Origin of the sequence: Arthrobacter gallicola (assembly GCF_014836775.1) — a bacterium.
Taxonomy (GTDB): Bacteria; Actinomycetota; Actinomycetes; order Actinomycetales; family Micrococcaceae; genus Arthrobacter_B; species Arthrobacter_B gallicola.
The window spans coordinates 120932-142914 of the sequence record NZ_JACSQD010000006.1 but is presented as its reverse complement, the minus strand read 5'-3'; the positions used below and the strand labels follow the sequence as shown (position 1 = coordinate 142914).

At 65.2% G+C, this 21983-nt stretch carries 20 protein-coding genes and 2 tRNA genes; 11 read left to right on the top strand and 11 right to left on the bottom strand.

What is annotated here, in order from left to right; translation table 11 throughout:
* Nucleotide 1: 1 nt before the first annotated feature.
* The 3 genes from H9639_RS13250 to H9639_RS13240 all read left to right on the top strand — a co-directional run bounded on the left by H9639_RS13250 (nt 2) and on the right by H9639_RS13240 (nt 3298).
* Nucleotides 2-784, top strand: coding sequence for a hypothetical protein (locus H9639_RS13250; protein WP_191808551.1), 783 nt, complete (start codon nt 2-4; stop codon nt 782-784).
* A 228-nt stretch (nt 785-1012) separates the two neighbouring features.
* Nucleotides 1013-2074: a DUF808 domain-containing protein gene (locus H9639_RS13245; RefSeq protein WP_191808550.1), complete on the top strand. Its 1062-nt coding sequence runs from the start codon at nt 1013-1015 to the stop codon at nt 2072-2074.
* 84 nt (nt 2075-2158) lie between these two features.
* Nucleotides 2159-3298 carry a M24 family metallopeptidase gene (locus H9639_RS13240; RefSeq protein WP_191808549.1) on the top strand — a complete coding sequence of 380 codons (1140 nt, stop codon included), beginning with the start codon at nt 2159-2161 and terminating at the stop codon, nt 3296-3298.
* Here H9639_RS13240 and H9639_RS13235 read toward each other — a convergent pair.
* Entirely contained in the window at nt 3295-3747 is a 453-nt protein-coding gene (locus H9639_RS13235) for a rhodanese-like domain-containing protein (protein WP_318242088.1), read from the bottom strand. The genes H9639_RS13240 and H9639_RS13235 overlap by 4 nt on opposite strands.
* Entirely contained in the window at nt 3747-4571 is an 825-nt protein-coding gene (locus H9639_RS17205; protein WP_191808548.1) for a CPBP family intramembrane glutamic endopeptidase, read from the bottom strand. The genes H9639_RS13235 and H9639_RS17205 overlap by 1 nt, the downstream gene beginning before the upstream one ends.
* 304 nt (nt 4572-4875) lie before the next feature.
* Here H9639_RS17205 and H9639_RS13225 point away from each other — a divergent pair, with 304 nt between their 5' ends.
* On the top strand, nt 4876-5811 hold the full coding sequence (locus H9639_RS13225) for a proline dehydrogenase family protein (RefSeq protein ID WP_191808697.1): 936 nt from the start codon (nt 4876-4878) through the stop codon (nt 5809-5811).
* A gap of 120 nt (nt 5812-5931) precedes the next feature.
* Here H9639_RS13225 and H9639_RS13220 read toward each other — a convergent pair.
* The 3 genes from H9639_RS13220 to tadA all read right to left on the bottom strand — a co-directional run bounded on the left by H9639_RS13220 (nt 5932) and on the right by tadA (nt 7201).
* Nucleotides 5932-6021: transfer RNA gene (locus H9639_RS13220), tRNA-Ser, on the bottom strand.
* Between the two features lie 86 nt (nt 6022-6107).
* On the bottom strand, nt 6108-6596 hold the full coding sequence (locus H9639_RS13215; protein ID WP_191808547.1) for a pyridoxamine 5'-phosphate oxidase family protein: 489 nt from the start codon (nt 6594-6596) through the stop codon (nt 6108-6110).
* 113 nt (nt 6597-6709) lie between these two features.
* Nucleotides 6710-7201, bottom strand: a complete 492-nt coding sequence (gene tadA, locus H9639_RS13210) for a tRNA adenosine(34) deaminase TadA (RefSeq protein ID WP_191808546.1) — start codon at nt 7199-7201, stop codon at nt 6710-6712.
* Nucleotides 7202-7281: 80 nt separating this feature from the next.
* On the opposite strand from tadA, the gene upp reads away from it, so the two are divergent.
* The 3 genes from upp to H9639_RS13195 all read left to right on the top strand — a co-directional run bounded on the left by upp (nt 7282) and on the right by H9639_RS13195 (nt 9864).
* Nucleotides 7282-7917, top strand: a complete 636-nt coding sequence (gene upp, locus H9639_RS13205; protein ID WP_191808545.1) for a uracil phosphoribosyltransferase — start codon at nt 7282-7284, stop codon at nt 7915-7917.
* 513 nt (nt 7918-8430) lie between these two features.
* Nucleotides 8431-9285, top strand: coding sequence for a winged helix-turn-helix domain-containing protein (locus H9639_RS13200; protein WP_191808544.1), 855 nt, complete (start codon nt 8431-8433; stop codon nt 9283-9285).
* A gap of 51 nt (nt 9286-9336) precedes the next feature.
* A complete protein-coding gene (locus H9639_RS13195; RefSeq protein ID WP_191808543.1) occupies nt 9337-9864 on the top strand; it encodes a SixA phosphatase family protein in 528 nt (175 codons plus the stop codon).
* Between the two features lie 34 nt (nt 9865-9898).
* On the opposite strand, the gene H9639_RS13190 is transcribed toward H9639_RS13195, so the two are convergent.
* Nucleotides 9899-11320, bottom strand: coding sequence for a dihydrolipoyl dehydrogenase family protein (locus H9639_RS13190; protein ID WP_191808542.1), 1422 nt, complete (start codon nt 11318-11320; stop codon nt 9899-9901).
* Nucleotides 11321-11433: 113 nt separating this feature from the next.
* Between H9639_RS13190 and H9639_RS13185 the strand changes: the two genes are divergently transcribed.
* Complete coding sequence (locus H9639_RS13185; protein ID WP_191808541.1) at nt 11434-11967, top strand: alpha/beta fold hydrolase; 534 nt, start codon at nt 11434-11436, stop codon at nt 11965-11967.
* A 79-nt stretch (nt 11968-12046) separates the two neighbouring features.
* Here the strand turns inward: H9639_RS13185 and H9639_RS13180 are convergent.
* Nucleotides 12047-12122, bottom strand: a tRNA-Arg gene (locus H9639_RS13180).
* Between the two features lie 303 nt (nt 12123-12425).
* Between H9639_RS13180 and H9639_RS13175 the strand changes: the two genes are divergently transcribed.
* Entirely contained in the window at nt 12426-14324 is a 1899-nt protein-coding gene (locus H9639_RS13175; RefSeq protein ID WP_191808540.1) for a phosphoenolpyruvate carboxykinase (GTP), read from the top strand.
* A 112-nt stretch (nt 14325-14436) separates the two neighbouring features.
* On the opposite strand, the gene H9639_RS13170 is transcribed toward H9639_RS13175, so the two are convergent.
* Together H9639_RS13170 and H9639_RS13165 are read right to left on the bottom strand one after the other, a co-directional pair.
* A complete protein-coding gene (locus tag H9639_RS13170) occupies nt 14437-14907 on the bottom strand; it encodes a hypothetical protein (RefSeq protein WP_191808539.1) in 471 nt (156 codons plus the stop codon).
* 4 nt (nt 14908-14911) lie between these two features.
* Nucleotides 14912-16318 carry a phosphomannomutase/phosphoglucomutase gene (locus H9639_RS13165; RefSeq protein WP_191808538.1) on the bottom strand — a complete coding sequence of 469 codons (1407 nt, stop codon included), beginning with the start codon at nt 16316-16318 and terminating at the stop codon, nt 14912-14914.
* 131 nt (nt 16319-16449) lie between these two features.
* Between H9639_RS13165 and H9639_RS13160 the strand changes: the two genes are divergently transcribed.
* Nucleotides 16450-18636, top strand: coding sequence for a RecQ family ATP-dependent DNA helicase (locus tag H9639_RS13160; protein ID WP_191808537.1), 2187 nt, complete (start codon nt 16450-16452; stop codon nt 18634-18636).
* Between the two features lie 112 nt (nt 18637-18748).
* Here the strand turns inward: H9639_RS13160 and H9639_RS13155 are convergent, their stop codons facing one another.
* A complete protein-coding gene (locus H9639_RS13155) occupies nt 18749-19564 on the bottom strand; it encodes an SDR family NAD(P)-dependent oxidoreductase (protein ID WP_191808536.1) in 816 nt (271 codons plus the stop codon).
* Nucleotides 19561-20460 (bottom strand): fumarylacetoacetate hydrolase family protein, encoded by a 900-nt coding sequence (locus tag H9639_RS13150; protein ID WP_191808535.1) that lies wholly within the window; start codon nt 20458-20460, stop codon nt 19561-19563. Before H9639_RS13150 ends, H9639_RS13155 begins: the two co-directional genes overlap by 4 nt.
* Before the next feature lie 199 nt (nt 20461-20659).
* On the opposite strand from H9639_RS13150, the gene H9639_RS13145 reads away from it, so the two are divergent.
* A complete protein-coding gene (locus H9639_RS13145; protein WP_191808534.1) occupies nt 20660-21982 on the top strand; it encodes an enolase C-terminal domain-like protein in 1323 nt (440 codons plus the stop codon).
* The last annotated feature ends 1 nt before the right edge of the window (nt 21983 follow it).

Below are 21983 nucleotides of genomic sequence, written 5' to 3'. Positions count from 1 at the left end.
CATGAATAGAACAGCTAAGAAGTCCAGGTCGAAACAGGAGTCGGGGCTGGGCTACCTCGTCTTGGGCAGTGCTATTTTCTTCGGATCCGTTGCTTTGGTTTTCCTGGGACAATTCGAAGTTACGTCCGTCGCCGTGGCGGCGCTGGTGGCGGGACCGGTCGTGGGGATCTGGCTCTTTCGGTTCGGGATGCGCCAGGCGTGGGTGGCGCTGGTGTGTCTGGTCGGGGCGTTGATAGTGGCATTCGTACTTCTGACAAACGTCGATGACTATGGTTCTGCTGGCGTGGCATGGTTGGGAGGACTCGTCGGCGGATCGAATATCGGCGTCGGGTGGCGGGCTGGAATGAAGAAACAGAAAGCGCCGGCGGTGAAGAAGTCTGCGTGGCTGGTAGACGGCCGGAAATTCGACACCCTCGCGGGTGCCCGCCAGGCAGCTGAGACGGCTTTGCGGGCACTGGACGGCAAGGCAAAGTGGCGTTTGACGGTGGTCCAGGGGACAGCTCGCTTTGAGGTTGCCGGTGGACCTGCTTCGGGTTATGTCTGCCACCGCAGTGTGGACGGGCGGACGTGGGCAGTGCTTGCGAACCAGGATCTGGCGTCGGACGCAATGGTCGAGGTTTCCATGGGCAAGGCAGTCGGTGCTCTGCCGCGAAGGCTGGTGCAGGACTACGGTTCGGTGTCCGCGGCGTTGGAAGCTTTCCTGCGGGCGCCGAAGGCCGTGCCTGCAGCGACCCAGTGGGTAACGGGGGCTGAAGCCGAAGGTACCCGCCTGGGAGCAAACTAGGACGGCGCGCCCCAATCAGCCGCAGACCATCCGGAGGAACGTCACGCAAAAGAGCTGGAGCAGGTTTTCCTGCTTGCGGAGTTCCTCGCTATGAGCCACACGGCCGACCCCAACACACGCGAATCCTGAGCCGGGGGTAGCCATCGCCATACAATTAAGTATGGCAATCACGCACCTCACCCGCGGCCTCCATGCTCAGGCCACCCGCAACCAGCACGGAGCCGGACTGTGAGCGGCGGCCTCGTCGCGTTGCTGGACGACGTCGCAGCCCTGGCCCGCATCGCGGCCGCCTCGGTAGATGACATCGCGGCAGGAGCGGCAAAAGCGGGAGCCAAGGCAGCCGGCGTCGTGATCGACGATGCCGCCGTGACCCCGCAGTATGTCTCCGGGGCAGATCCGTCCCGCGAACTGCCAATGATCAAACGTATCTTCTGGGGTTCGCTCCGGAACAAGCTGCTGATCATCCTGCCTGCACTGCTGCTGGTCAGTGCCTTCATCCCGGGGATCATTCCGTTCATTCTGATGCTCGGCGGCACCTACCTTTGCTACGAGGGGGCCGAGAAGGTGTGGCACAAGTTCTTCGGCCACCACGAGGCCAAGAAGGCCCCGGCCGTGGACCGGGGACCGGAGGCAGAAGCAAAGGTGGTCAAAGGCGCGATCACCACCGACTTCATCCTGTCCTGCGAAATTATGGTCATCTCCATGAACGAGGTGGCAGGCGAATCGCTGTGGGTCAGGGCGTTCATCCTTGTCATCGTGGCAATTGCCATCACCGTGCTCGTGTACGGTGCCGTCGGCCTCATCGTCAAAATGGACGACATTGGCCTGCATCTGACCACCAAGGACTCCGCTCGCTCGAAGCGTTTCGGTGAGCTGCTCGTCAGGGGGATGCCCTCCGTGCTGGCCGCCATCACCCTGGTCGGCACGATCGCCATGCTCTGGGTCGGCGGACACATCATGCTGCAGGGCGCCTACGACCTCGGCTGGCACCTGCCCTACGACCTGGTGCACATGCTCGAGGCTCCGGTTGCCGGGATCGCAGTTATCGGCGGTGTCCTGGCCTGGCTCGTGAACACGCTGTGCTCGGCCGTCCTCGGACTCGCCTGGGGGCTGGTGGTGATGGCGGTTCTGCACCCGCTGCTGAAAGTCCTGCCATTCGGCAAGGGCAAGGCCAAAAACAAGGACAAGGACAAGGACAAGGACAAGGACGAGAGCGCGTCCAAGCACGACGACGTCGTCGAACCTCGGTCCCAAGCTACCGGTTCCAAGCCCCCTGCCGACGAAGCGTAGGCCGCCGAATGGATTACACCTTCTAAGCCGCAGCCAGCGGACGCCGCATTGACCGGGCCCGGCCCGCGCATCAGACTGCCAACCATGAGCGATCACCGCAGCCTTCCCGAGCCGGCTCCGTTCACCGCCGATGACTTCGCTGCGCGGCTGCGGCGGGCAGCGCAGTCGGCACAGGAGGCCGGGCTGGACGGCGTCCTGGTCACCCCCGGACCGGACCTGCTCTACCTGACCGGCTATGCGCCCGTGGCCATCACCGAACGCATCACGATGCTCGTGGTCCCCGTCGACGCGGAGCCTGCGATGATCGTTCCGCGGCTTGAACGGCCGGACGCAGAAGCGGCCCCCGGCGCCTCAATCCTGCGGATCACCGACTGGACCGATGGAAGTGATCCCTACCTGGAGTCCGCGGCACTGCTGGCTGCCACCGGCCGGTATGCCATGTCTGACTCGGCCTGGGCCATGCACCTTCTCGGCCTGCAGGACCGGCTGCCGTCGTCGTCGTACGTTTCGATGACAACAGCCCTGCCGATGCTTCGGGCGATCAAGGACGACGACGAGATTGAGCGGCTCGCGTCGGCAGGCGCGGCCGCGGACCAGGCCTACGAGGAAATCGTCACCCTGCGGTTCGCCGGCCGCAGCGAGACCGAGGTCGGCGCGGACCTGGCCGACCTGCTGCGCCAGTTTGGCCACTCCCAGGTGGACTTCACCGTCGTCGGCTCGGGGTCGAACGGTGCCAATCCGCACCATGAGATTGGCCCCCGGATCATCCAGGAGGGGGACATGGTGGTGCTGGATTTCGGCGGTCTCAAGGACGGCTACGGATCCGACACCACACGAACCGTGCACGTCGGTGAACCTACCGCTGAAGAGCAGGAGGTTCACGACGTCGTCCGGCACGCGCAGCAGGCCGGGTTCGAGGCCGTACGGCCCGGCGTCGAGTGCCAGGAGATCGACCGGGCAGCCCGGGCGGTCATCAGCGACGCGGGCTACGGGAACTACTTCATCCACCGCGTGGGCCACGGCATCGGGCTGACCACCCACGAACCGCCGTACATGGTCGAGGGCGAGACCCAGGCCCTCCAGCCCGGCATGTGCTTCTCGATCGAACCCGGTATCTATCTGCCCGGCAGGTTCGGCGTCCGGATCGAGGACATTGTGACCGTGGTGCCCGACGGCGGCCGGCGGCTCAACCAGACCCCTCACGAGCTGCGGATTGTCAGCTAGTCAGCCCTGCGCAGCGCCGTCCACGCCTGGAAGCCTCCGATCAGATCGGTAGCCCGGGGCAAGCCCAGCCGTTGCAGCGTGTGTGCAGCAAGGCTGGAACTGTAGCCCTCATTGCACACAACAATGATCCGGCGACCCGGATCCCCGGCGGCCGGCAGCCGGTGAGGACTCGAGGGGTCGAGGCGCCACTCCAGGACGTTCCGGTCAACGACGACGGCGCCCGGCAGCTCACCGTCACGGTCCCGCTGGTCCGCTGGCCGGGTATCCACCACCAGGGCGCCCGACGCTATCTCCCGTTCCAAGTCCGAAGCCGGAACACGTTCCCGCCCGCCGCGGCTTTCAGCCAGCAACTGGTCGATGGTAAGCGCCTCCCTGGAGGAGCCTGCGCCGTCGAGTTGATCCTGCTGCACGTTTTCCTCGCTCTGCTGCTGGAGAATCGGTGGTTTCACTATAGGGCGGCAGCAGGAACTCCGCGGGAGCTGTTCCCCGCCTGTCTGCCGGAGACGGTCACCACGCCGACGGCGAGGGCCACCACCGCTGCGTTTGCCACGATGGTGCCCGCCCAGGTGGTTGGCGGGAAGCCGAAAGTGAAGCTGGCAGCGTTGAACGCAGTGTGGCAGAGGATGCACAGGAACACCGCGTTCCGGCGGGACACCGTGTAAATCGCGCCATAGAGAAAACGGAAGGCCATGATCTGGACCGCGAACATCCAGAAGTTGATGACGCCTGCCTCATGATTCGTGCCCGGAAGAAAGAACAGCGGGATGTGCCAGAGCAGCCAGATGAATCCGACCATTAGGGAAGACACCGCAAAGCCCCACCGGCGATCAAGCTCGGGCTGCAGTGCAGTCATCCACCCGGCCTCCTCCATGCCACCGATGATGAGGTTTCCGGGCAGGGACAGGACGAACATGAACCAGGGAAGCGCCAGCAAAGACGGGCCGGAAACCACCAGGTGAAGCGCGAAGTACAGGACGAGAGCAGAGATAACCAGCAGGTACCCCAGTGGGCGACCCTTGGCGAAGAAGACGAGCTTCAGCCACTGCCCAAGACCGGAAACCTTCCGGCTCCGCTTAAGGACGAGGTAGGAAGCGATCGCCGGAGACAGAATGTAAATCGCGAAGGGCACGTTTGCCAGGAATTCCGGCACCGTCGTCACGACATTGTTCACTTCGTACCCGAATCGAGCCGCGACGATCAGCGCGCCGGAGATGCCGTAGGCGATTGCGAACGTCAGGGCTGTGAACTGCCAGGCGATTCGTGTGTCCGTCACCCCGCAACGGTATAACACGTGCTTGTCCGCCTTCCTTGCCGGGAGATGTCTCCGTCGTATCCAGCACGTTAGCGGATGCGGCGTGGCGACCGACGCCTGGTCCCGGTCCGAGTGTTGACGTTCCCTGTCAGGTTCAACGCGTTGAAGGCGCCGCTTCGCTGGTTGCGTGTGGGATGCTTGCCTCGCTTATCAAGTTGATCCGGGGCAGAAACACCGGCAGTAAGCGGTGCCGCCTTGGGCCCGTGAATTGATCGACGGCGTTGCCGCGTGAGCGCCGTAGCTGAGAAGGGGGGATCGGTTGAGCATGACAAATCGGGACAGGGCTGCTGATGTACTGCGTGGGTGGGCGCTGGATGAGGACCTGAGAGAAACAGTGATGTCCTCCCCGGCCTTGGCAGCCGTGGCAACGAAGATCGCCAGGCAGTATTCGGCGGGAGGAACCATCAACGACGCCTTGGCTGCGGCCGCTCGCAGTATGGACCGTGGGCATCTGGTCAGCCTGGAGTATGTGGGCGAAAGCGTGCGTGATGCTGAGCTCGTGAAGACAGAAACCGAAGTTTTCCTGGAATTGATTTCCGCCTTGCGGGCGGCGCAGATTGCCAGCACTGTCTCCTTCGACCTCTCGCACATCGGAGCTCTGGTGGACCGGGACTTGACCGCGCAGAACGTCCGGGCGATGGCGCGGGAGCTTGCGCCGCTGGGGACGGCGTTGATGATCTCGGCCGAGGGGTCAGAACGTACGGATCTTGTCCTGGACCTCTACGACACCCTCAGCGAAGAGGGGCTGAACGTGGGCATTACCGTTCAGGCGAGGTTGCACCGCACCGAAGCCGATTTGGACCGGGTGCTGAGGCGCCCGGGCATTATCCGCCTGGTGAAGGGCGCCTTCCTGGAGCCGGAGGAAATCGCGCACCCCCGCGGCAGCGCCGAACTGCATGCCGCCTATCTGAGCCTGACCGACCGGATTCTCCAGGCCGGTCACCCAGTATCCCTGGCCACTCACGACGCTGCGCTGATTGAGGACATCATCACCCGGCACGCCGACTTGGCCGACCGGCCTCAGGTGGAGTTCGAGATGCTGTTGGGGCTAGGCACTGCCACCCTTGACCGCTTGCACCGGGATGGGTTCACCACTCGGGAATACTCAAGTTTCGGGGACCAATGGTGGCTGTATGTCCTCAACCGCATCGCTGAAGAACCGGAGCGCGTGTGGGACGCCATCACTGCTGCCGCCAGCTGACGGTTGCGAGTCCTCGATCAGGATGCCCACTTCTAATTTATGCCGGCATCGCTCCAAGGAGAGAAAAAGCGAAAGGCCCCGGTTTCCCTTGATTTACAAGGGAACCGGGGCCATTTCAGTTGGCGGTGACGGTGGGATTTGAACCCACGTTGGCTTTTACACCAAACAACATTTCGAGTGTTGCACCTTCGGCCGCTCGGACACGTCACCAACGGGACAACCTTACCGGGTCTTGGCCCCCAGCCCCAAAACGTCCCGGCAGTACTCAACCCGGCATGCGGCCGCCAGCAGACGAACTAGAGATCAACGACGTCGTTCTTGCCAATGTCCGGAGTCTGCCCCGTCACCGCGCTCTTCCCGATCTTGAAGATGGTGGCAACCTTTGGTTCGTCCGAGACCCAGTACTCCGCCGTCTGGCTGTTGACCTTGATCAGCGCGACCGTTGGATCGTCGCGGCCCTGCTCGAACCAGGCGGCAGCCGAGGATTTCCAGAGCTCCGTGATCCGCTCCTGGTCTTTGGTGATCTCCGCCCTGCCGCTGATGGAGAGGTAACCCTTCTTGTCCACCACCGAGACATTGACGTTCGGGTTGGCCCGGATCTCATCCGCCTTGGGTGACGGATCCTGGGTGAAGAACCACAGATTGCCGTCCGAATCCGTCTCCTGCAGCTCTAATGGGCGGCTCACCAGATTCCCCTTGAGGTCCATGGTGGTGAGGTTGCCGATCTTCGCGTGCTCCAGAATACGGACCACGCGGTCGATGCCTTCCTGCTGCTCTGAACTCATGCCTGCTCCTAGCTGCTGTGCTGCCGTCCGGACAAAAGCAAGCCTACTTATCAATCTGTAGTGCGGCTAGTCCGCGGTCAACGAACCTCCCGGGTGGCTAACCCTGTGGGGACCTACTCCGCAGGCAGGGAACCGCCGGAAGCCCGCCGCGCACCGAAAAACTCCCGCAGCAGGGCTCCGCACTCCGCCTCCCGTACGCCGGGAAAAACTTCCACCCAATGGTTCAGCCGCGGCTCGCGCAGGATCTCAAAAACGGACCCCGACGCTCCGGCCTTCTCATCCCAGGCACCGAAAACCACCCGCGGTACCCGGGCGAGCACTATGGCGCCGGCACACATGGCGCACGGCTCCAGCGTCACCACCAGGGTGCAGCCGGCCAGCCGCCACTCACCCACAGCCGCAGCCGCCTGGCGGATGGCCACCACTTCCGCATGTGCGGTGGGATCTCCCGTCGCCTCGCGCTCATTGCGTCCGGTACCCAGGATCCGGCCGTCAGGGCCCACAACGACGGCGCCAATCGGCACGTCCGACGTCGCCAGCGCCCCGCGGGCCTCTGCCAGCGCCAGGCCCATCCAGGCCTCGTGCTCAGTGGTGATGGATTCCATACAGTCATGGTCCCTTATTTCGCGCGGCAGCCCCCAATTTCCGGCCGGGGCGGCGGGAGGCGCGATGGTAGTTTGGACTCATGCGCGTACTAGTAGTGGATCATCCCCTCGTAGCCCACAAACTGACGGTTCTCCGGGACAAGGACACCCCTTCACCGGTCTTCCGTCAGCTCACCGAAGAACTTGTGACACTGCTGGCCTATGAAGCCACCCGCAACGTCCGGGTGGAGCCTGTCAACATCGAAACCCCGGTCACCGCCACCGTAGGCACCGGGCTGGTGAAGCCCACACCGCTGGTGGTGCCGATCCTGCGCGCCGGACTCGGCATGCTGGAGGGTATGACCCGGCTGGTCCCCACCGCCGAGGTCGGCTTCCTGGGGATGGCCCGCAACGAGGAGACGCTGGAAGCGATTACGTACGCGGAACGCCTTCCCGATGATCTGACCGGTCGCCAGGTCTTCGTGCTCGACCCGATGCTCGCCACCGGCGGCACCCTGCGCGAAGCCATCAAGTTCCTGTTCCAGCGGGGCGCAGCGGAAATCGTCTGCATCTGCCTGCTGGGAGCGCCGGAGGGGCTCAGCATCCTCGAAAAGGAGCTGGCCGACGCAAACGTGACCATCGTCCTGGCATCCATCGATGAGCGCCTCGATGAGAAGGCCTATATCGTGCCAGGCTTGGGGGATGCTGGGGATCGGCTCTACGGAGTCGTCAACTAGCCTTCAGAAGGGCGCTCGACGCCCAGATTTGTCTCACTATGCGGACAATTTTCCATTGCTTGACTTCCAGCGGTTCATAAGTGTGCTTATGAGCCGCTGGTTCTTTTTTATCGCCTTTTCGATAGAAAGCCCTTGTGGGAGCTTGATTCTCCGGACCAAACCCTAGGTGTAGAGATGGTGACCAAGGGGGCATAATCCGTGATTTCAATCACAAATGCCCACTCGAAGTCCACTATCTGAGACACGCCCGGCTTTGTTACTTGTGCGTATGTGTTTGTTACATGCAATAATCCGTAACGTGAACATCCACACGACAGCATGTGTCGCAGATCTTCTTTCTGGCAGCAATGCCTGCGGGAAGAACTGCTGTCGTCGAATGCAGGCTTAGGGATACCACCCCCAATCCCCAGGCACCACAAAAGCCCAACGAAGGGCACAACCCCTGCGCCATCTCGACCGGGCACACCCCCTGCATAGTGCCGTGATGACGGTAATTCACCATGAGGTCCCAAAATGTCAGTAGCATCCGGGTACGTCCACATCTCCCTTCGCAATGCTCAGAACCGCTCGGCAGGTATGCCCCGCTCTTCGGCGCCAGGCTTTCCCCGCCAGTTCGGTGCCCCGGGTGCCGTCCAGCAGTTCCCCGGCCAGGTCATCCCGACCGGTGCGAGCCCTTTCCGCTCAGCTTCTGAAGGGCTGCCCATGACCGCCCCCATCCCCGCTGCTGCGCCCTCCGGCGCCGCAGCACCGCTCCCTGCGTCCAATGACACCGTTGCCCGCGGCTTCGTGATCTACGTCGGACTCGACGAGGACACCGCCGCAGCCAACGGAACCACGCTGACCAAACTGGCGCAGGAAATCCGCGCCCACGTCCAGACTCTTGTTCCCGGTGCGCAGAGCCATGCCGCCGTCGCGCTGGCTCCGGCAGACGCGGCCGGCTCGGATATCGACGTCGTGCGCCAGGCCCTGGGCGACCCGACAGCGAACCGCCGCGCGCGCCAGGAAACTCCTGCACCCGCCCCGGTGCAGCCGAGTGCGCCCCGGCCCTCCGGCGTCCTGATCGACCTTTCCCGGCGCGAAGTCCACCTGGATGGCGAGACCTTGAACCTCACGTTCAAGGAGTTTGAGCTGCTGAACTACCTGGTGGAGAACGCCTCCCGCACCGTAGGACGCGAAGAACTGCTCTCCGGGCTCTGGCGCAACGCTGAGGAAATGCCCAACGAGCGGACCATCGACGTGCACATCCGGCGGCTGCGTTCGAAGCTGGGACGCCTGGCCAACACCGTGCGCACGGTCCGGGGCCAGGGTTACCGTTTCTACGAACACCCCGAGGTCGTCGTCTGGGCAGCGCCCGAGTACAGCATCTAGGCCGCGCGGGGGCCGGGCCGGCGCCGGCCCCCGCCCGGATAGACTTGGCCCATGAGCGGCCACCACGTAAAAAAACTGATGCTGCTGAGGCATGCCAAGGCAGACTGGCCGCGCGAGGTCACCTCGGACCATGAACGGCCGCTGTCCGGCCGAGGGCACCGCGACGCACCGCAGGCCGGAATCTGGATGCGGGAGCACGACGCCGTTCCCGACTTTATTCTCTGCTCCTCCGCCCTGCGCACCCGGCAGACCTGTACCTGGGTCTGTGACGAGCTGGGGGAGAAGGCACCGACAGCGAAACTCGAGGACCGGTTGTACGACGCGTCCGCCGGCTCCATCCTTTCGGTGATTAATCACGTTCCCGAAACCGTCACGGGTCTACTGGTGATTGCGCATATGCCCGGGGTCCAGGAACTGGCCATGCGGCTGGCCTCGGTTTCCTCCGATGAGGATGCCGTGATGGAAATGGCGACGCACTATCCGACCTCCGGGCTGACGGTCATGGACGTGGAGATTCCGTGGGCCGAACTCGACGGCCGCGATGCGAAGATCACCCACTTCGTGGTTCCCCGCGGCTGACCGTTCTGGATCTGCGGCGGGCCCGCGCCGCCGGTTAGAGCCCGTATTTCTCCAGCAGGCGCAGCCACACCTCGCTCATGGTGGGGTAGGCGGGAACCGCGTGCCACAGCCGGTCCAGCGGCACCTGGCCGGTCACGGCGATGGTGGCCGCGTGAAGCAGCTCGGCGACTCCCGGTCCGGCGAAGGTGAACCCCACGGGAACGGATCTGTCCTCGTCCACCACCATCTGCGCCCAGCCCTCATACCCGTCCGCGAACAGTGATGATCCGGCCACGCTGATCGGCAGTGAGGTTTCAGAGACGCGGATCCCACGCTCGCCTGCCTGCTCCGGGCTCAGGCCCACCATCGCGATTTCGGGGTCCGTAAACACCACCTGCGGCACAGCGCAGCTATCGGCGGTGGCAGCGTAGGGGCTCCAGGGCGGAGGCGCACCGAAGCCGATTTCTCCCTTGGCCCGGGCCGCAATCGCGGCGCCCGCCGCCCGGGCTTCGTACTTGCCTTGATGTGTCAGCAGGACCTTGCCCGCGGCGTCGCCAACGGCGTACAGCCAATTGCCGGCGCCGGCAACCAGGCCGCTGTCATCGGTGGCCAGGCCCTTGGGGTCAAGGCCGAGCTCCTCCAAACCCAGCCCCTGGAGGGCCGGACGGCGGCCGGTCGCCACCAGCAGCTTGTCCCCGGACAGGAACTGACCACCGGGCAGCTCCATCACCACCGCACCGGACTCTTCAAAGACCCGTTCAGCGGACGTGTTGGTGTGGATCTTCACGCCGTCCGCCTCCAGCGCCTTCGCCACCAGATCCACCGCGGAGCGGGGGTAGGACTCCAGCAGTCCGTGGCGTGCCACGAGCGACACCTCGGAGCCCAGCCGGGCATATGCCTGCGCCAGTTCCGTTCCCGCGACGCCGCCGCCCAGAACCAGCAGCCGCCGAGGCACCTCTTGTGAGGATGCCGCATCAGCGGTTCCCCAGAAATCGATACCGGCCAGGCCGTCAAGCGGAGGGTTAACGGGCGCAGAGCCCGTCGCCAGCACCACGGCGTGCCGGGCGGTGATGCTCAGGTGGACACCGGCGTCGTCGCTCACATCCACAGCACGTTCACCGCTGATCCGGGCCCGGCCCCGGACCAGTCCGATCCCTGTCTCCTTGACCCACTTCACCTGACCGGCGTCGTCCCAGTCAGAGGTGAAGGAATTACGGCGCCGGAAAACCGCGGAAACGTCCAGGCTGCCGGTCACGGCTTCCCTTGCCCCGCCCACCGCTTTCACCTCTGCCAGCACCGCCCCCGGGCGGAGGAGGGCCTTGGACGGCATGCAGGCCCAGTAAGAACATTCCCCACCGACCAGGGCGGTCTCCACCAAAATGGCATCCAAGCCTGCCTGGACAACCCGCCCCGCGGCATTTTCGCCCGCGGCTCCGGCGCCGATCACTACAACGTCCGTCTCCAAAGATTCCGCCATGGTGCCGAGCCTTTCATCTGCGCTGGCCGGGGACAAGCGGCGGGGGAGGAGGATGATCGTCAACGAACCATCTGACCAGTCCCCAGCAGCGGAGGCGCGCGTAACCTGTTCCTATGGAGGCGGAGGTGCGGACCCTCAGGCTGCGGACGGGGATTTCCGTGCCCTGCCTTGTTCAAGGTGATCCGGCTTCGCCCCCGGTGCTGCTGCTGCATGCGTGGGGCGAATCCCGCGGCAGCTTTGACCGGCTTCTGCCCGGGCTCTCCGGCTTCCGGGTCCATGCTCCGGATCTTCGGGGGCAGGGCGGAGCTGACAAGCCAGAGGGCGGGTATTCGCTGGCAGTGCAAGACGGCACCAGGATCCCCTCGAATGCCTGGAAGCAGATCATGAGCGGCTTGGTTGCTGCCCCGCCCCCGACGGGGTCGGGAACCATCCGTTCGCCCGCGCTCATTCTGTGGGGAGCAGAGGACAACGTGCTCCCACGGGAGGACCAGGAAACCCTGGCCGCCCACATCGACGGTTCCGTGCTGAAGGTTTATCCGGGAGTGGGGCACCTGGTTCTGTGGGAGGTTCCAGAACAGGTGGCGGAAGATGCGGCGGCATTCTTCCGTCACCACTCTGGAGGGCCCGCACCGGAGCCCCCGCCCTAGTCCCGCCCCCGGGTAGGTAGGCGCCGTTAAACAAAAAACCCGGCCCGACCGCATTTCTGCTGGTCGAACCGGGTTTCAGTGGTGCGCGCGAAGGGATTCGAACCCCCAACCTTCTGATCCGTAGTCAGATGCTCTATCCGTTGAGCTACGCACGCATTTTGGAATATCCTTGGATTCTTCGCTTTTCAGCGCTTCTTCCAAGTTCCTCCGTGGCTGTTTGGCCGTAGATAACTATAGCGGGGTTCTTGGGAGAACGCCAATCGAGTTCCATTACGCCCAAACACTAGACCGGTCTATATGACCTTCGTCACACAATTGGGGTCCAGGCGGTGAATTTGTCCTGAAATCCCGGGAGACAGGGAGGCGTAGACCACATAGGTAGTATCTTTCCGCACTCAAAGCACAGGGATGGCCAAATAGCATCAAAAAACACCACTGACCCAACGAAGGGAAGAGTCATGGGCGATGACGCGCGTCAGCTAGTTCTCAATGAGAGCGGCAACGCTGCTCCTGGCCATTTGCAGGACAGCAACATCCAAGGGGCCTCCAGCGAGGCACCCACCACCCACCCTGCCCTGCTCGCCTGGGTCCAGCAGGTGGCCGAGCTGACGCAGCCCGCCGCGGTCTATTGGGTCACCGGTTCGGAAGACGAAAACACGGTCCTGACCGATGAGCTGGTTGCAGCAGGCACGCTGACCCGGCTGAACCCGGAGACCTTCCCGAACTCCTTCGCGGCCTTCTCCGATCCCAAGGACGTTGCCCGCGTTGAGGAGCAGACGTTCATCTGCTCCGAGAAGAAGGAAGACGCCGGCTTCACCAACAACTGGATGGATCCGGCCCAGATGCGCACCAAGCTGGACGGTCTGTTCGCCGGTTCCATGCGCGGACGCACCATGTACGTCATTCCGTTTGTTATGGGGCACCTCGACGCTGAGGACCCCAAGTTCGGAGTGGAGATCACGGACAGCGCCTACGTGGTGGCCTCCATGCGGATCATGGCCCGGATCGGCACTGATGTGCTGCGGAAGATGGAAGAACTGGACAACGCCTTCTTCGTGCCGGCACTGCACTCCGTCGGCGCTCCGCTGGCCGAGGGCGAAGCCGACGTGGCCTGGCCCTGCAATGAGGAGAAGTGGATTGTCCACTTCCCCGAGGACCGGTCCATCTTCTCCTATGGCTCCGGCTACGGCGGCAACGCACTGCTCGGCAAGAAATGCTACGCCCTGCGCATCGCCTCGGTGATGGCCCGGGACGAGGGCTGGCTTGCTGAGCACATGCTGATCCTGAAGCTCACCAGCCCGGAAAACAAGGACTACTACGTCTCCGCGGCGTTCCCCTCTGCCTGCGGCAAGACCAACCTGGCCCTGCTGGACCCCACGGTCGAAGGCTGGAAGGTTGAGACCCTGGGCGACGACATCACCTGGCTGCGCTTCGGCCACGACGGCGAGCTGCGTGCCACGAACCCGGAAGCCGGCCTGTTCGGCGTCGCTCCCGGCACCGGCTGGAGCACCAACCCGAACGCCATGCGTGCCATCGCGAAGGGCAACTCGATCTTCACGAACGTTGCGCTGACCGACGACGGCGGCGTCTGGTGGGAGGGCATGACCGATGAGGTACCCGCGCACCTGACCGACTGGCTGGGCAACGAGTGGACTCCGGAATCAGACACCCCGGCAGCCCACCCGAACTCCCGGTTCTGCACTCCCATTGACCAGATCGACATGCTGGCTGAGGAATACCACTCCCCGGAGGGCGTGCCCGTCTCAGCCATCCTGTTCGGCGGACGCCGCAAGACCACGGTTCCCCTGGTCACCCAGGCCCGCGACTGGACCAGCGGCATCTTTATGGGCTCCACCCTCTCCTCGGAGACCACGGCAGCCGCAGCCGGCGCCGTGGGTGTTGTCCGCCGCGACCCGATGGCCATGCTGCCGTTTATGGGCTACGACGCCGGTGACTACCTTAAGCACTGGATCACGCTCAGCGGCAAGGCCGATCAGGACAAGCTTCCGGCGATCTTCCTGGTCAACTGGTTCCGCCGCACGGCCGACGGCGGGTTCGCCTGGCCTGGCTTCGGTGAGAACTCGCGCGTGCTCAAGTGGGTTATCGAGCGTCTGGAAGGCAAGGCGGACGCCGTCGAAACCCCGATCGGCTACGTTCCGACCGGTGATTCGATCGACCTCACCGGCCTGGATATGACCCCGGCCGACGTCGAGGCCGCCGTGCAGGTGGACCCCGCCGAATGGGAAACCGAGCTGGCCGGCATCGACGAGTGGTACGCCCGCTTCGGCGCATCGCTGCCCGAGGAACTCTCCGCGAAACTGGCCGAGGTCAAGGACCGCTTCGCTGCCGCTAAGTAGCAGCTGAACAGCCCACAGCCTGAACGGCAAAAGGGAGGCCCCGCACTCTGGAATCCAGAGTGCGGGGCCTCCCTTTTATCCGCTTGGCGTTTGTCCGCCCGCGGCGGTCCGGTTAGGACTCAGCCGGTGCTTCGTCCCCGGCAGCCCAGACAATCGGCTCACCGGATTCCCAGATGGGGTCGGCAAAGGTCCACACGCCATCCTCTTCGGAGTACGTCTGGATCGCGGAGATGCACACACCTTCGGAGTGCTCGGCCACCACATGGATGGCGTCGGTGCCTTCATCCGGGAGGGTGATGTCGGAGAAGACAGCCACTGCCCGGTTCTGGTCCTTCTGGTCCGTCAGCACGGTGTAGAGGTCGTCGATCATGGACTCGGCGTCCAGATCTTCGTCGCTCTCCTCCGGGGAGACGGCAACCATGCGCAGTTCGCCGTCGTTCTGCACCACCAGGGCGGCGGGCAGGAAGGCGCCCTGCGCTTCGAGCTGTTCCTGCGTGACACCGAGGGCGGTGCCCAGCAGCGAGTTCAGGTCATCCTGTACCTGGGCGGAGGGTTCTCCGCCGGCCAGTTCTACATCAGCCATGAGCTCATTTCCTAACTAGTTCAAGGACACGGTCGCGGACCTGCTCCATGGTGGAGAGGTCCTCTGCCTCGGCGTTCAGCCGGAGGAAGGGTTCGGTGTTGGAGGCGCGCAGGTTGAACCACCAGGCGCCGTCATCGGAGGTGAAGGTCAGTCCGTCCATCAGGTCGACGGTAACGCCCGGCCGGTCAAACTCCGCACGGACGCGCGCCACGGCGGCGGGGACGTCGTCGAGCTTGGAGTTGATCTCGCCCGAGGAGAAGTACGGCTCGTATTCCCGCGCCAGGTCGGACAGGGGCAGGCTCTGCTCACCGAGGGCCGCCAGCACATGCATCGCGGCCAGCATGCCGGTGTCCGCGTTGTAGAAGTCGCGGAAGTAGTAGTGCGCCGAGTGCTCGCCGCCAAAGACTGCGCCTTCGGAGGCCATCAGAGCCTTAATAAAGGAGTGTCCGACCCGGGTGCGGACCGCGCGGCCGCCGGAGGCTTCGACCAGCTCCGGGACAGCGCGGGAAGTAATGAGGTTGTGGATGATGACCGGGACTTCTTCCCCGGCAGCCTTAGCCCGGGCGATCTCGCGGCGGGCCACGAGGGCGGTGATCGCCGACGGGCTGACCGGGGCCCCGAGTTCGTCAATGACGAAGCAGCGGTCCGCGTCGCCGTCGAACGCCAGGCCCAGGTCCGCGCCATGCTCGACGACGGCGGCCTGCAAGTCGCGCAGATTCTCCGGTTCCAGTGGGTTGGCCGGGTGGTTCGGGAAGGACCCGTCCAGCTCGAAGTACAGCGGCACGATGTCCAGGGGCAGGCCGGGAAGGATAGAGTCGCCCAGCACAGCGGGGGTGGTGAGGCCGGCCATGCCGTTGCCGGCGTCGACCACTACCTTCAGCGGGCGGATGCCGCGGAGGTCCACGAGGCTGCGCAGGTACGCGGCGTAGTCGCCGAGGACGTCCCGGACGCTGATCTGGCCCGGGTTCTGAACCGAGGGGACGACACCGTCATTGAGGTAGCGCTCGGCGGCCTTCTGGATTTCCTTTAGCCCGGTCTCGGAGGAGATGGGAACGGCACCGGCCTTGGCCATTTTGATGCCGTTGTACTGCGCCGGGTTGTGGCTCGCGGTGAAGGTGACGCCGGCAGCGTTCAACGCCCCACAGGCGTAGTAGAGCTCATCGGTGGAGATCAGGTCCAGGAGCAGCACAAAGGCTCCGCGGGCCGTGGCACCGGAGGCGAAGTCCTTAATGAACTCCGGGGAAGACTGGCGCATGTCGCCGCCCACCACGATGGTTTCTCCGGCCAGGTCAAGGACGTCGACAAAAGCGGCGCCGACAGCCTTGACGATCTGGGGAGTGATGGTCTCGCCCACGACGCCCCGGACATCGTAGGCCTTGAAGGACGCAGAGAGATCAAATGCAGTAGTCACGCCTTGCAGTCTATAGGGGAGTGCCGCGCAGCCCCGCAAACAGGCCGGGGCGCCTGTGCACAGCCAGTATTTTCCACAGGTCTGCCGGGCAGCGCACCGCGGTGTCCGGGGAGGCTGGAATAGTGGAAGGTATGGAACCAGCACCCGTCTCCGTACCGAACGTCCAGTCCTCATCAGCAGCCACACCCGGCGAGGCCGGGGACACCGCCGGCTCCGCAGCGCTGCGCGCGGAGGCAACCGCCCTGCTGCGGGCCTTGGTGGGACGGGAAGACGCCGAGTTCCACGAGGGACAGTACGAGGCCATTGAGGCACTGGTCCGGGGCGGACGCCGGGCCCTGGTGGTCCAGCGCACCGGCTGGGGCAAGTCAGCGGTCTATTTTGTGGCCAGCCTGCTGCTGCGTGCCCGCGGCGCCGGCCCCACCCTGATCGTCTCCCCGCTGCTGGCGCTGATGCGGGACCAGGTTGCCGCCGCGGCCCGCGCTGGCGTCCGGGCGGCCGCCATTAACTCGGCCAACCAGCTCGAATGGCAGGACATTTCCGCCCGCCTGGAAGCGGACGACGTCGACGTGCTCCTGGTCTCACCGGAACGGCTCAACAACCCCGGGTTCCGGGAAAACCATCTCCCGGAACTCATCCGCCGCTCCGGGCTGCTGGTGATCGACGAGGCCCACTGCATTTCCGACTGGGGGCACGATTTCCGGCCGGACTACCGGCGGATCCGGCATCTGATCGAGCAGCTGCCCGCAGCCGTTCCGGTCCTGGCCACCACCGCCACGGCCAACTCCCGTGTGGTGAAGGATGTGGAGGAGCAGCTGGCTGCCGGCGGTGAAGAGGTCTTCACCATCCGCGGTGCCCTGGCCCGGGATTCACTGCGGCTGGGTGTGCTGCGGCTGCCGAGCCCGCGCAGCCGGCTGGCCTGGCTGCTGACCCATCTGGAAGACCTGCCCGGCAGCGGCATCATTTACGCACTGACCGTCTCCGGGGCCGAGGACACCGCCCGCCTGCTGCAGAAGGCCGGACACCGGGTGCTCGCCTACACCGGGCGCACCGATCCGGCAGACCGCGAACAGGCTGAGGCAGCCCTGAAGAACAATGAGGTCAAAGCCCTGGTGGCGACCAGCGCGCTCGGCATGGGGTTCGATAAACCGGACCTCGGCTTTGTGGTGCACCTCGGTGCGCCCTCGTCACCCGTGGCGTACTACCAGCAGGTGGGCCGCGCCGGCCGCGGCACTCCCAACGCCGATGTGCTGCTGCTGCCCGGCTCCGAGGACCGGGACATCTGGGAGTACTTCGCAACCTCCTCCATGCCCGCGGAAGGTCCGGCCAACGCCGTGCTCCGGGAACTGGCCGACGGATCCGTGCTCTCCACCGCCGCGCTGGAGACTCTGGTCAACCTGAAACGCTCACCGCTGGAACTGCTGCTGAAGGTCCTGGCGGTGGACGGCGCCGTGGAACGGGTCACCGGCGGCTGGCGCGGCACCGGGCGGCCCTGGACCTACGACCGCGAGCGGTATGAGCGGATCGCTGCAGCCCGGGTCAAGGAACAGCAGGCCATGCTGGACTATGAGAACACCAGCGGCTGCCGGATGGAGTTCCTGTCCCGGCAGCTGGATGACCCCGCAGCAGCTCCCTGCGGGCGGTGCGATAACTGCGCCGGCCGCTGGTTCCCGGACGACGTCGCCGCAGAGGCTACCGACAGTGCCGGCCAGGCGCTCAGCCGGGTGGGCGTGGACGTCGATCCGCGCGGTATGTACCCCACCGGAATGGACCGCCTGGGCGTGCCGGTGAAGGGCAAGATCAAGCCCGACGCCGCCATCTCCACCGGGCGCGCCCTGGCCCGCCTGACGGACCTCGGCTGGGGAGGCCGGCTGCGCGAGATCTTCGGGCCCGGGGCTGAGGACACGCCGGTGGACCAGGCGCTGCTGCAGGGCTGCGTCCAGGTGTTGGCCCAGTGGGGCTGGCGGGAACGGCCCGTCGCCATTGTCAGTGTGCCGAGCCGAACGCGTCCCCAGCTGGTCGGGTCCCTGGCCCAGGGCCTCTCCGAGCTTGGCCGGATCCCGTATCTCGGCGCCCTGCAGCTCCCTCACGGCGGGCCGTCCGGCGGCCCGGGCGGAAACAGCGCCTTCCGCCTGGCCTCGGTCTGGGAGCAGTTCGCGGTGCCGGAGGGTGGACCAGAATGGTTCGACGCCAATCCCGGCCCGGTGCTGCTGGTGGACGACTTCGCGGACAGCCGCTGGACCCTGACCGAAGCCGGACGCACCCTGCGGCTGGCCGGCGCAGAGTCCGTGCTGCCGTTTGTCCTGGCGCTGAAGGCCTAGCTGGATGGCCTGACGCACTGAAAGCCCAGGCGGCCTGTGTGGCCTGACCGGCCGGGATTAGCACCCAGTCGGTCGAATGGGCGGGGCCCACTGCTCTGGATGGACCGGCGGCTTAAACGGCTGCGTTCGCCTCCGGGGCTGTGCCCGTCTCAGTGGCCACCGGATCCGGCTCGGGCAGGGGACGCAGCCGCAGTCCATGCATTCCGCCGTCGACTGCCAGCGAGATTCCCGCCGTTGAGCCCGAAAGCGGGCTCGCGAGGTAAGCGACCGCCCCGGCCACCTCGTCGGCTGAGACCAGCCGGCCGTGCGGCTGACGGGCATTCAGGGCTGCCCGCTCCGCCGCTGGATCGTCGGCGGCATCCAACAACCGGCCAACCCACGGGGTATCGGCGGTACCCGGATTGACCGCGTTGACGCGGATGCCTTCACGCAGGTGGTCGGCCGCCATAGCCAGTGTCAGGGACAGCACTGCGCCCTTGGTTGCACTGTAGAGTGCCCGCGCCGGCAGCCCTGCCGTCGCAGCGATCGAGGACGTATTCACGATCGCCGCCGCGGAGGAACGCCGCAACCAGGGCAGCGCGGCCCGGGACACCCGCACCATGCCCATAACATTCACGTCCCAGACCCGGTTCCATTCTTCATCGGTGTTGGTCTCGATCGTGCCCTGCGCTCCGATCCCCGCGTTGTTGATCACCACGTCCAGCCCGCCGAACGCTTCCGCGGCCTGCGCGACGGCGGCGCGCACCGAGGGGTCGTCGCTGACATCGCAGCGGATCCCCAGATGCGGGCTGCTCCCCGGCGCCGGCGGATTGAGGTCCAGTACGGCGACCTTGGCCCCGAGGTCGGCCAGCCGGCCGGCGATCGCTGCCCCGAGCCCGGAGGCTCCTCCCGTGACGATGGCGGCCAGTCCGGACATCTCCGTGCTCATAGCGCTTCCCCTGTCTGTGGGTTGTAACCCGGGACGGCAGCGAAAAACTCCTGCCGCTGGGTTCCCAGGCCGTCGATTTCCAGTTCTGCCAGGTCACCGGCCGCCAGATAGGGAAACCGTCCGGACAGCGCCACGCCCTCCGGAGTTCCGGTCAGGATCAGATCGCCCGGCTCCAGCAGCATGTACTGGCTTACATGGTGGACCAGGAAGGCAGGGTCGAAGAGCATGTCCGATGTTTTGGAATCCTGCCGCACCTGGCCGTTGACCCGGCTGCGGATGCCCAGGGCCGCCGGGTCCAGCTCATCGGCTGGTACCAGCCACGGACCCACCGGGGTGGAGGCCGGCAGGGATTTGCCCTTGGTCCACTGACCGGCTTCGCCGGGAATTTGGTAGGCACGCTCAGAGAGATCGTTGGCCACCACGTATCCGGCAATTACTCCGGCGGCGTCCTTTGGAGAAGCGAGGTATACGGCAGGGCTGCCGATGATGATTCCCAGCTCAACCTCCCAGTCGTATTTCAGGGCGCCCGGGGGAATGGGAGCAGGATCGTACGGGCCGGCGATGGTGTTGGCCGGCTTGAGGAAGACCACGGGGATACGCGGCGGCTCGGCACCGGACTCGGCGGCGTGGGCGGCGTAGTTCATGCCGATGCAGATGATGGAGCCGGGCCGGACGATCGGGGCCCCGATCCGCAGGTTTCCCGCATCCGTTAGCTCCGGAAGCGTACCTTCAGCCAGCGCGCGGCGGGTGGCTTCCACTCCGCCGGAGGCGAGGAACGGGCCGTCGATGTCCGCAGTCAGCGGGTCCAGGCCGTAAGTCCGTTCGATGCCGCGGGAGTCAGCCGCCACGACGGCGGGGCGCTCACTGCCGGCGGGACCTAACCGTACAAACTTCATTGTTCTGTCCTTGCCTCGTTTCCGATCCGGAGCTCCAAATGCCGCCGAATTCAACGGCACCAAAGGGAGTGAACATCCGAACTATCTGGGGTTCTGGGTCCAGAGTCTACGGGAAAAACAGTGATTGACAACATAGACATCCGATGTTTACTGTCGGTGAAGCGTCAACCAGCCATCACCGAACACGGGAGAGCCGAACGTGAGCACCATTACCGCCGTCGAGACCAGCGACGTCCGCTTTCCGACCTCCGTGGAGCTGGACGGATCGGATGCAATGAACCCCGATCCCGACTATTCCGCTGCCTACTTGGTGATCCGCACCGACAGCCCCGACGGGATCGAGGGCCACGGCTTTGTGTTCACTATCGGACGTGGAAACGAGGTGGAGGCTGCTGCGATCCAGGCGCTGGCCGGCCACCTGCTGGGGAAGAACTGCGAGGAACTGCTCGCGGATATGGGTGGGACCTGGAAGATGATGGTCCATGACTCCCAGCTGCGCTGGCTTGGGCCTGAAAAAGGCGTAATGCACATGGCCATCGGTGCCGTGGTCAACGCCCTCTGGGACCTCAAGGCCAAGCGGGCGGGCCTTCCCCTGTGGCAGCTCCTGGCACGGATGAGCCCGGAGGAAATTGTGGCCCTGGTGGATTTCCGCTATCTCAGCGATGCCCTGACCCCGGCGGAAGCCCTGGACATCCTGCAACGCGCGGTGCCCGGCCGGCAGGAGCGGGAAATCATGCTCCTGGCCGAGGGATATCCGGGCTACACCACTACTCCGGGCTGGCTGGGGTATTCGGATGAACGGCTGATCCGGCTTTCCGGCGAAGCCGTCCAGGACGGCTTCGGGCAGATCAAGCTCAAGGTCGGCGCGGACCTGGACGACGACATCCGCCGGCTCCGCGCTGCCCGGGCAACCGTGGGACCAGATGTCCGGATCGCTGTGGACGCGAACCAGCGCTGGGATGTGGACACCGCCGTCGAATGGATTCGGCAGCTGGCCCCTTTTGATCTGGCCTGGGTGGAAGAACCCACCAGCCCGGACGATGTCCTGGGCCACGCAGCGATTGCCCGGGCCATCGCGCCAGTCCGGGTGGCCACCGGGGAGCATGTGGCCAACCGGGTGGTTTTCAAGCAGATGCTGCAGGCCGGATCGCTGCAGGTCCTGCAGATCGACGCCGCCCGCGTGGCCGGGGTCAATGAGAACGTTGCCATCCTGCTCCTGGCCGCGAAATTCGGCGTTCCGGTGTGTCCGCATGCCGGCGGAGTCGGGCTCTGCGAAGCGGTGCAGCACCTGTCCATGTTCGACTTTGTGGCCGTCTCCGGCGAGAAGGAAGACCGGGTCATTGAATTTGTGGACCACCTTCATGAGCACTTTGTGACGCCCGTCGATGTCCGCCAAGGTCGGTACTGGGCCCCGCTTGCTCCCGGCGGCGGGTCCCAGATGCTCGCGGCGACGCTGCAAACGTACGCTTTTCCGGACGGACCGGCCTGGGCCGCCGGAATCGAACCGGAGATGGCGCACTGAC

Excerpts from the sequence above, each read along its gene's own strand:
- H9639_RS13190 (WP_191808542.1), bottom strand. The coding sequence starts at position 11,320 with ATGGCGGAATCTTTGGAGACGGACGTTGTAGTGATCGGCGCCGGAGCC.
- H9639_RS13175 (WP_191808540.1), top strand. The coding sequence starts at position 12,426 with ATGGGCGATGACGCGCGTCAGCTAGTTCTCAATGAGAGCGGCAACGCT.
- H9639_RS13155 (WP_191808536.1), bottom strand. The coding sequence starts at position 19,564 with ATGAGCACGGAGATGTCCGGACTGGCCGCCATCGTCACGGGAGGAGCC.
- H9639_RS13170 (WP_191808539.1), bottom strand. The coding sequence starts at position 14,907 with ATGGCTGATGTAGAACTGGCCGGCGGAGAACCCTCCGCCCAGGTACAG.
- H9639_RS13150 (WP_191808535.1), bottom strand. The coding sequence starts at position 20,460 with ATGAAGTTTGTACGGTTAGGTCCCGCCGGCAGTGAGCGCCCCGCCGTC.
- tadA (WP_191808546.1), bottom strand. The coding sequence starts at position 7,201 with ATGGAATCCATCACCACTGAGCACGAGGCCTGGATGGGCCTGGCGCTG.
- H9639_RS13240 (WP_191808549.1), top strand. The coding sequence starts at position 2,159 with ATGAGCGATCACCGCAGCCTTCCCGAGCCGGCTCCGTTCACCGCCGAT.
- H9639_RS13195 (WP_191808543.1), top strand. The coding sequence starts at position 9,337 with ATGAGCGGCCACCACGTAAAAAAACTGATGCTGCTGAGGCATGCCAAG.
- H9639_RS13225 (WP_191808697.1), top strand. The coding sequence starts at position 4,876 with ATGACAAATCGGGACAGGGCTGCTGATGTACTGCGTGGGTGGGCGCTG.
- H9639_RS13215 (WP_191808547.1), bottom strand. The coding sequence starts at position 6,596 with ATGAGTTCAGAGCAGCAGGAAGGCATCGACCGCGTGGTCCGTATTCTG.
- upp (WP_191808545.1), top strand. The coding sequence starts at position 7,282 with ATGCGCGTACTAGTAGTGGATCATCCCCTCGTAGCCCACAAACTGACG.
- H9639_RS13160 (WP_191808537.1), top strand. The coding sequence starts at position 16,450 with ATGGAACCAGCACCCGTCTCCGTACCGAACGTCCAGTCCTCATCAGCA.
- H9639_RS13185 (WP_191808541.1), top strand. The coding sequence starts at position 11,434 with ATGGAGGCGGAGGTGCGGACCCTCAGGCTGCGGACGGGGATTTCCGTG.
- H9639_RS13200 (WP_191808544.1), top strand. The coding sequence starts at position 8,431 with ATGTCAGTAGCATCCGGGTACGTCCACATCTCCCTTCGCAATGCTCAG.
- H9639_RS13250 (WP_191808551.1), top strand. The coding sequence starts at position 2 with ATGAATAGAACAGCTAAGAAGTCCAGGTCGAAACAGGAGTCGGGGCTG.